At 47.7% G+C, this 7,517-nt stretch carries 8 protein-coding genes; 1 reads left to right on the top strand and 7 read right to left on the bottom strand.

The window, feature by feature from the left end:
• Positions 1-216 precede the first annotated feature (216 nt).
• The 4 genes from G598_RS0105400 to G598_RS17125 form a co-directional block, all read right to left on the bottom strand.
• Complete coding sequence (locus G598_RS0105400) at positions 217-621, bottom strand: C-GCAxxG-C-C family protein (RefSeq protein WP_026766084.1); 405 nt, start codon at positions 619-621, stop codon at positions 217-219.
• Positions 622-660: 39 nt separating this feature from the next.
• Complete coding sequence (locus G598_RS0105395) at positions 661-1,989, bottom strand: YkvI family membrane protein (protein WP_026766083.1); 1,329 nt, start codon at positions 1,987-1,989, stop codon at positions 661-663.
• A 129-nt stretch (positions 1,990-2,118) separates the two neighbouring features.
• On the bottom strand, positions 2,119-2,346 hold the full coding sequence (locus G598_RS0105390) for a hypothetical protein (protein WP_026766082.1): 228 nt from the start codon (positions 2,344-2,346) through the stop codon (positions 2,119-2,121).
• 318 nt (positions 2,347-2,664) lie between these two features.
• Positions 2,665-4,587, bottom strand: a complete 1,923-nt coding sequence (locus tag G598_RS17125; RefSeq protein ID WP_051179968.1) for a CocE/NonD family hydrolase — start codon at positions 4,585-4,587, stop codon at positions 2,665-2,667.
• 98 nt (positions 4,588-4,685) lie between these two features.
• Here G598_RS17125 and G598_RS0105380 point away from each other — a divergent pair, with 98 nt between their 5' ends.
• Positions 4,686-5,150, top strand: a complete 465-nt coding sequence (locus G598_RS0105380; protein ID WP_026766081.1) for a methylated-DNA--[protein]-cysteine S-methyltransferase — start codon at positions 4,686-4,688, stop codon at positions 5,148-5,150.
• Positions 5,151-5,158: 8 nt separating this feature from the next.
• Here G598_RS0105380 and G598_RS0105375 read toward each other — a convergent pair whose 3' ends face one another.
• The 3 genes from G598_RS0105375 to G598_RS0105365 all read right to left on the bottom strand — a co-directional run bounded on the left by G598_RS0105375 (position 5,159) and on the right by G598_RS0105365 (position 7,297).
• Complete coding sequence (locus G598_RS0105375; RefSeq protein ID WP_026766080.1) at positions 5,159-5,500, bottom strand: hypothetical protein; 342 nt, start codon at positions 5,498-5,500, stop codon at positions 5,159-5,161.
• A gap of 129 nt (positions 5,501-5,629) precedes the next feature.
• Positions 5,630-6,754: an MBL fold metallo-hydrolase gene (locus tag G598_RS0105370; protein ID WP_026766079.1), complete on the bottom strand. Its 1,125-nt coding sequence runs from the start codon at positions 6,752-6,754 to the stop codon at positions 5,630-5,632.
• Between the two features lie 123 nt (positions 6,755-6,877).
• On the bottom strand, positions 6,878-7,297 hold the full coding sequence (locus G598_RS0105365; protein WP_026766078.1) for a cupin domain-containing protein: 420 nt from the start codon (positions 7,295-7,297) through the stop codon (positions 6,878-6,880).
• Positions 7,298-7,517 lie beyond the last annotated feature (220 nt).

Raw genomic sequence — 7,517 nt, 5'->3', positions numbered from 1 at the left:
CGTTGGCCTGCCCGGCGCGAGTAACTGGACAGCTATTTTTTCCGAGGGGGTCGTTTAGCGGGAAACAGAAAAAGTACTCCCCGTTCGCCCCTGACTACGTATGAACAAGATACCTTTACCACGAACTAAACTCCCCAACAAACTGCAATTTATAGTAAAAAGTCCGCTGAATTTCGTCAGCGGACTTTTTATCCATCAGAGAATATTTCACTTGACTCAGCCCTTAATGCCTGCCAATTTCTTTTCCAACACCAACACGCCATGACGCACACAGTCATCACAGGCGCAGAGCATTTTTCCGGTGCCTATGCCCTTTAAGTCGCGGCAGATTGTCACTCCACCGGACATTTCCTTGAATTCCTGCAGCATATCTTTTGCAATCATCTTGCTGGGCGTATCGGATTTATTGAGCAAGCCTAAGGCCATGACCGCCCCACATAACGCACCGCAGGTTCCTTCCATGCCGCCCATACCTGAGCCAAAACCAGAACCCATGGCCAGAATATCCTCTGCGGGCCTGCCCAGTTCCTTTTCATAGGCCATCAAAACCGCCTGCGCACAATTGCAACGGTTATGCTTGTACTCCACGGCTTTTTCGGCCCTTACATTTACTGCTTCCATCTTTCCTACCTCCAAAATATAATCACCGTTATTACTTGGCTATTTGTTGGCTTTTTCCTCTTTTTTCAAGGGCGACCCCTCCATCGACAGATTTTCCTTGGCATATGCCTGCAAATCGTCGGTGTTTTCCACCACATCTTTTACATAGGATTTGATATCCTGTTTCAAGCTCTCCGTATCGGCTGCAGACATTTCACCGAGCTTATGGAAATCCTTTTTGTGCTTTGCCGTGAACTCATAGTCATCATCATACTTGCGGAACAGGAGCCGCATCATCTTACGGCGCAGGAATTTTTCCCGGACGATGTTTTCCCGTTCTTCAAACCAGGCCACGGTCAGCACCACCAAGAGCAAAATCCCCATATAGCCAAGCAGCGGGTACATATAAGAAACAAGCGTGGTAAAGCCGCCGAAGCTGCACACATAACCAAGTGCCGTAATGCCAATCAGGATTTTGCGCTTTTTGCCCAGGTCATCACCAGCAAAGCGGCAAGCCGTGGCGTAGTAAAGGCTGAATGCGGTATTGAAAATCAGCGCAAAGATTACCACCGCATAGACAAAGGCAAAGGCGGGATGAATGTGATTGACAATCATCAGCATAGGGATTTCCGCATCTTTGATTTTATCAAGATTGGCAAAGAGCGTCATGGCCGCACAGGTGACAATTACACCGATAATGGTACCGCCTAAAGCTCCGCCCTTCTCCGCATCGCCGATGCGCACCACCGAGCCGCCCAGCACAAACGCCATCGACACGCCGTTCATCGCACAGAGGGCAAAATAGTTAATTACCGCCAGCCATACATTAGGCATAACCGGCTGCATGGTGCCCGCTACTAAATCAAGCGCCTCATAATCATAGGTTTTACCAATAAAGGTATAGCCGGCCACCGCTAAAATCATCACAACAATGACCGGTGTAAATACGCCTAGCACGCGGGTAATCTTGTCAAAATCCAAAAAGGCAATGACAATGACGAGCAGGGAACAAAAAAGTGCCCCCAGCCAACTGGGCAGACCAAACTGCTGCTGCAAATTGGCGCCGGCACCAGCCACCATGACAAAGCCGACCACAAAACAGGAAATAATCAAAGTGATATCAATAATGCGGTTAATCACCGGATGGGCAATCTGCTCCAACACTTCCTGATGATTGCTCGATTGATAATGTGACCCCAAGGTTACAATGATTCTTCCGAATACAACATTCAGTACACCGAGCAGAACTACGCCTACCAAACCAATTTTACCGAAACTCAAAAAATACTGCAGCATATCCTGCCCGGAGGAAAGCCCCGCACCGACCAATACGCCTACATAAGCCATCGCCAGTGACAGTGCTTCCTTACTTATGCGTAAAAAGTTCATAACAGGCCTCCTCTAAAAAATAAATTGTCTATGATACAATTATATCATATTTAATATTTTACAGCAAATTTCCCCATATAAACGAAAATAAAATTGCCTGGCGAAGCGAACTATCGCCAGGCAATTACCTCAAAACCGCCCTATAATAACAATGTTATCAGGATTTATGGGATGTAGTTTGTGTCTAGGGTCAGGATATTCATTTTTGTTGGGGAAATTCGGATGCGGATTAACAACCGAGCTTGGCTCCTGAAAATCATGTCGCTCTACAGGCCAGTTATTGTTATGCACCTGCCAATCGTCTCCACCAGCAATCGTTTCGAGTTCCACTGCGTTAAGTTCTTTCTTGTCCATCATTTTTGACAACCCCTTTCATTGTACTTAGTTGACTTGGTTTACCTTTGTCTATACTTACGCTTGATAAAGTCATCTATTACAAAAAATATTTTTCTTTGTAAAATACCACAAAAGTAGTATTGTGCAATTTATTTTATACTTAGGTGGTATTGCCTCCGCCAATATCGAATCGTATAATAGCTTTTGTCACTTGGGGAAGTGATGACACATACACATGCCTTCAAGAGTGGGGAAGCTTTACAGGTAAAGGAATTATATGATAAAAGCCGCAGGCCTAGTGCCTGCGGCTTTTCGTATGCGCAATCTACTTTACGATATTTATTTTTCCGGCACGACCGGTACCAAGAGATAGCTGTCATATTTGCCACCAACATGGATGATGTGTTTGCCCTTGTTGCGGGTAGCCGGCGCCTTGACAGTCCGTTCCGGATGGGCGACTTCAGTATGGTTGCCGCCTAAAGTTTTCATGACTGGTTTCTCACCCGGCATAAAGGTATATCCCTCAGCGGGAACGGCAATCTTTGCTATACCAAAGGGCGGCACGCTGTCTGCCTTTGGTGGCTGGTAGGCGGATATGGTCAGCTGCAGCTTTTCGCCAGCATGATATTTCATTCCCATTGGCCAGATGCCAATATCCACGGGCACAATCTCGCCTTTTTTCAGTAAATCCTCATGCGTATGTTTTAAGACCGGTTCGGCAGGCGTGGATTTTTCCTTATCCAATGCCCGCTGGGATACGCGCAAATATCCTTCAGAAAAGACCGGCATATGCGTCATGGGGTCAGTGATAACCTTGCCATCCTTATCGAGCTTTTGCACCGTAACCTGCAGTTCCATATCATCAGAGCCGTCAGCTTCCACATAGGTATGCAGATTCATATAGCCGGTCAGTTCCGTATCTTGGTCAAAGTTCAGTACAAAGTTGACTGCCGGCTGTTCTGCCTGCGTATCGTAGCTAATGGTTTGTTCCTGGGCCTCTTTTGCCCCAGCCAATGTCTTTTGACTGGTCAGATACAGCTTTTTATATTGCGTTCTCGCCAGTGGGAATTCCTGCTCGACTCTGTCCACGACATCTTTATGACCGGGGTCGAGAACCGACAGGCGCACGCGCGGCGTCTTTTCCCAGTCATTGGCCACGCCTTTTAAGTAATGGTCAAAGAACTTGCGCAAGTCCTCCACATGTTCGGGCTGGTAGTAATCTGCCCATTCATTGGTATTGTGGACACGCAGCCATTTATCCTTGCTTGGAATCTGACGGAAACCGGCGAAGGTGCCATGCGTATGCACGGGATTGGTGAAGCTGGCCACCACATAGGCGGGAATGTGGATGTTTTGCAGCTTGGCAATCTTATCCTGCCAATAGGCGTCGAGCAGCGTATGCGTTACCACCATGCGAGGCTGGTCTTCAATGTAATTCTTGCTGGCAAAGGTTTCAAAAATCCCCTCTGGGAATACGGGATTGGGAATGCCGCCACGATTGGCTGTTTCGCGGAAATGGTCGACAAAGCCTTCCCATGGGGCAATGGCCGCTAAATGTGGCGGCTGTTCGCCGGCGATAAACCACTGCGAAACCGTCAGCCAGGAATTGCCGGACATGCCGATTTTGCCATTTGACCAGGGCTGCTTAGCCGCCCACTCAATCGTATCATAGCCATCCTTAGAATTCTGACTGCCCCAATAGTTTAAATTGCCTTCCGAATGATAGGCCCCGCGGCTATCGGGATTGATGATGACATAGCCCTGTGCCACCCAGTATGCCGGGTCTGGCGCTTCAAATTTTTCCAGTCCGGAAGTCGCCGCCTGTGGAACGCCCGCCCGTCCTGGCACATCATCGAGCCACTGGCCGCCGATTTCCTTGCCATAAGGGCTCCACGCCATAATCACCGGGTGTTTTTCCTCGTCTACTGGCCGGAAAATATCCGTATAGATAACCGTGCCGTCACGCAGGGTTACAGGCACATCTTTTTCAAACAAAATATCGCAGGTAAGCGGCTTGGAACCTTCACGCCGGATGGAGCCTGCTTTTAGCACCATCGTTTCCTGTTTCAGTTCTGCTGCACGGGCGCGCGCTGCTGTAAGCGGCAGCCCCTTACGATAATAGACCTCGACCGTTTCCCCATTATCCATCTTTTGCGGCAGGGCAACCGCCGCCTTTTCTGCAGCCATTGCTCCCGGCATCATTACGCCCATGGACAGCGCCGTCAGCCCCAAACAAAGCATTCTTCGCATAGACCCTTTCATCAGATAGCCTCCCTATACAAAATATTTATCTTTTTCCCATACTATATTATAATACTTTTATATTGATTTGTTAAATTTTCTATTGAAAGGACCAGATTATGGTTACATACGCCTTTTACCCAAGTCCCTTCGGCCTGCTGAAAATCGGCGCTGCTGATGGAAAAGTTATCCTTGTCGGTATTGTATCCAAACAGGACGAGCCAAATCAGCCTACGCCCCTTAGCGCGGAAGTCTATCGCCAGCTGCAGGAATACTTTGCTGGCAAGCGCACAGTGTTTACCGTGCCTTATGCCCTCAACGGAACCAGCTTCCAACAGGCAGTTTGGACGCAAATCGCAAAAATCCCCTACGGCCAGACCGTTGCCTACAAGGACATCGCACAGGCTATTGATAAACCGCGCGCCTTTCAGGCAACAGGCCGGGCCATAGGGGCTAATCCTCTTGCTATCCTCATCCCCTGCCACCGCGTTGTCGGCAGCAATGGAGAACTGACCGGCTATGCGTTTGGGCTGGAGATGAAAAAAGCTTTACTTAACTTAGAATGCCAAACACTGAACTCTTGATATTGTCATCATCTATCCATCATACGGACTGAACTGCTCAATTCCACAGAATAAGCCGCTCCAAAGCGGGCATTCATTTCTTCATCCGTTGGGGGCGGTGCTGCATTTTCTTTCGGCTTCACCGCTGTCACCGGTTTTAATTCATCCAGCTGGCTTTCCACAGCAGCCAAGCGGCTTTGCGTTTCCTGTAAAACGGCTGCATTTTCTTCCTCATCGCCGGATTCTAATTGTGCGATTTTTGCTTCATAGCTGCTTTCCTGTGCCTTCAGCCCATTAATCTGATCATCTTTATAATAAGGCTGCTTAACCGGCTGCTGAGCATAAGCATTAATACCATGGACATTCATCATATTGCATCTTCCTCCATATATCGTTACATCTTTTCCATATCCCAAAATCAATATAACGTAAAAAAGATACGCTGTAAATAAGCGTGGATTAAATTTAATCAAAATTTAATCCACGCCTTTACGGTCTATTTATTCCATGTTTTCCCACCAAGGGGTAAACAGCGTATTTTTATGGCTGTCAATATACGCCAATTCCCCTATCTCGGGCGTCACCAGCTGATAACCTTTGCCACGACTGGCTTTGGTCAGTTCCCGATAAGGTTCCTGCCAAGGGTGCCGGGACAGGGCAAACTTGCCGCCATGCGCAGGCAATAATTGTTTTGCGCCCACATCCGCCGCTGCCTGTGCGGTTTCCTCCGGCAGCATATGAATGGCATGCCAGGCCATGTTATACTGGCCATTTTCGCCGAGCATCAAGTCAAAACCGCCAAACTTCTGACCGATAGCCTTAAAATGCTCACCATAGCCGCCATCGCCGGTATAATAGACCTTGCGCTGCGGAGTTACAAAGGCAAAACCACACCAAAGCGTCGGATTAGACGTCAGGAAACGTCCGGAAAAATGCTGCGACGGCAGAATATGCACAGACAAATCATCTGCCAGTTTAATCTCCGTATCCCAATCTTCTTCATGCAAAAGTTCTTTATCAAAGCCCCATCCCTCAAAGTATTCGCCCACACCTAACGGACAGACAATATGTTTCACCTTCGGCCTTAGCGCCATTATCGTGGGATAGTCCAAGTGATCCCAATGGTCATGAGAAATGGCCAATACATCAATCTCCGGCATATCCTCTGCGCTATAGACATTGCTGCCGGGAAAAGCCTTGTTGATGAAAAACAACGGCGAAGCATAGGGACTGAACACTGGGTCAATCAAGATACGATAGCCCCCAAGCTGCATAAAGAAGCTGGAATGCCCCAACCAGACAACGATATCTTCCTGCGGATTCAGGCTGTGCAAATCCGTCTTCTTGGATAGCATCGCCTGCTTCGGGGATAAATGTGACTTATCGCCAAACAGAAATTTGGCCATAGCCACAAAACGATTTTCGCCATTCGCTTCATTCATGACCTGTACAGGCACAAGATTTTGAAACTTGCCATTTACATAATGCGGCGATGCCTGCATCCTTGCCAGGCGCTCCCCCTGCGGCAACCGGCCAAACTCCGGCCGTTGCGTAAAGAGCCCCCCGCCCCCAGCCACTATCCCCAAAGTTCCCAATCCTCCCATGATAAACGTTCTTCTGTTCATTCTTTTCTCCTGCAAATAATTTCTCATTCTGTATTTTATTTTAACACCTGGAGCGCACTTCAAGTCAAGAGAAATCACGCATACAAAAAGAGCCTGCCCTGAGCAAGCTCTCCATTTTACCTTTCACGGCAATTTATTATACTCGTTTTCCTCTACCGGCTCACACCATTCACTAGAAGTATTTTCGCCCGGCACTTCAATTGCGATATGCTGGAAAGCAGAATCCTTAGCCGCACCATGCCAATGCTTGACATTAGCCGGAATATGCACAACATCGCCAATCCTTAACTCCTGAGCCGGCTTACCCCATTCCTGATACCAGCCACGCCCGGCCGTCACTAAAAGCATCTGTCCGCCACCCTTGTCGGCATGATGAATATGCCAATGGTTGCGGCAGCCCGGTTCAAAAGTTACATTGCCAATAACGACTTGTTCCAGAGAAATCATATTGAGATAACTTTTTCCGTCAAAATACTGAGCATAGTTGACATTTTCGCCCCCAACAGGGAACACACTGGTTTCTTTAATGACTTCTAAATCCATATTATCGCTCCTTTAATGTTGATAATCACACTATAGCACTTGGAGTTTGCTTCAAGTCAAGCAGGAAATTCACTGCATTCCCTTTTATGCTGCTTTTGCTATTTTTTTATCCAAAACGCCGTAACCCCCCTAACTTTAGTTATGGGGATATAAGGCGTGTCCACCGTATTTACGTAAGTAATTGAAGGTGGACAATTACTTTTTAACTTGTGTTGTATTA

Source organism: Selenomonas ruminantium subsp. ruminantium ATCC 12561 (assembly GCF_000424065.1).
GTDB lineage: Bacteria > Bacillota > Negativicutes > Selenomonadales > Selenomonadaceae > Selenomonas_A > Selenomonas_A ruminantium.
This window is presented reverse-complemented; position numbering and strand designations above follow the sequence as displayed.

Bases quoted from the DNA above. Each gene is read 5' to 3' on its own strand.
- G598_RS0105400 (WP_026766084.1), bottom strand. From the start codon at position 621: ATGGAAGCAGTAAATGTAAGGGCCGAAAAAGCCGTGGAGTACAAGCAT.
- G598_RS0105395 (WP_026766083.1), bottom strand. From the start codon at position 1,989: ATGAACTTTTTACGCATAAGTAAGGAAGCACTGTCACTGGCGATGGCT.
- G598_RS0105390 (WP_026766082.1), bottom strand. From the start codon at position 2,346: ATGATGGACAAGAAAGAACTTAACGCAGTGGAACTCGAAACGATTGCT.
- G598_RS17125 (WP_051179968.1), bottom strand. From the start codon at position 4,587: ATGAAAGGGTCTATGCGAAGAATGCTTTGTTTGGGGCTGACGGCGCTG.
- G598_RS0105380 (WP_026766081.1), top strand. From the start codon at position 4,686: ATGGTTACATACGCCTTTTACCCAAGTCCCTTCGGCCTGCTGAAAATC.
- G598_RS0105375 (WP_026766080.1), bottom strand. From the start codon at position 5,500: ATGATGAATGTCCATGGTATTAATGCTTATGCTCAGCAGCCGGTTAAG.
- G598_RS0105370 (WP_026766079.1), bottom strand. From the start codon at position 6,754: ATGAACAGAAGAACGTTTATCATGGGAGGATTGGGAACTTTGGGGATA.
- G598_RS0105365 (WP_026766078.1), bottom strand. From the start codon at position 7,297: ATGGATTTAGAAGTCATTAAAGAAACCAGTGTGTTCCCTGTTGGGGGC.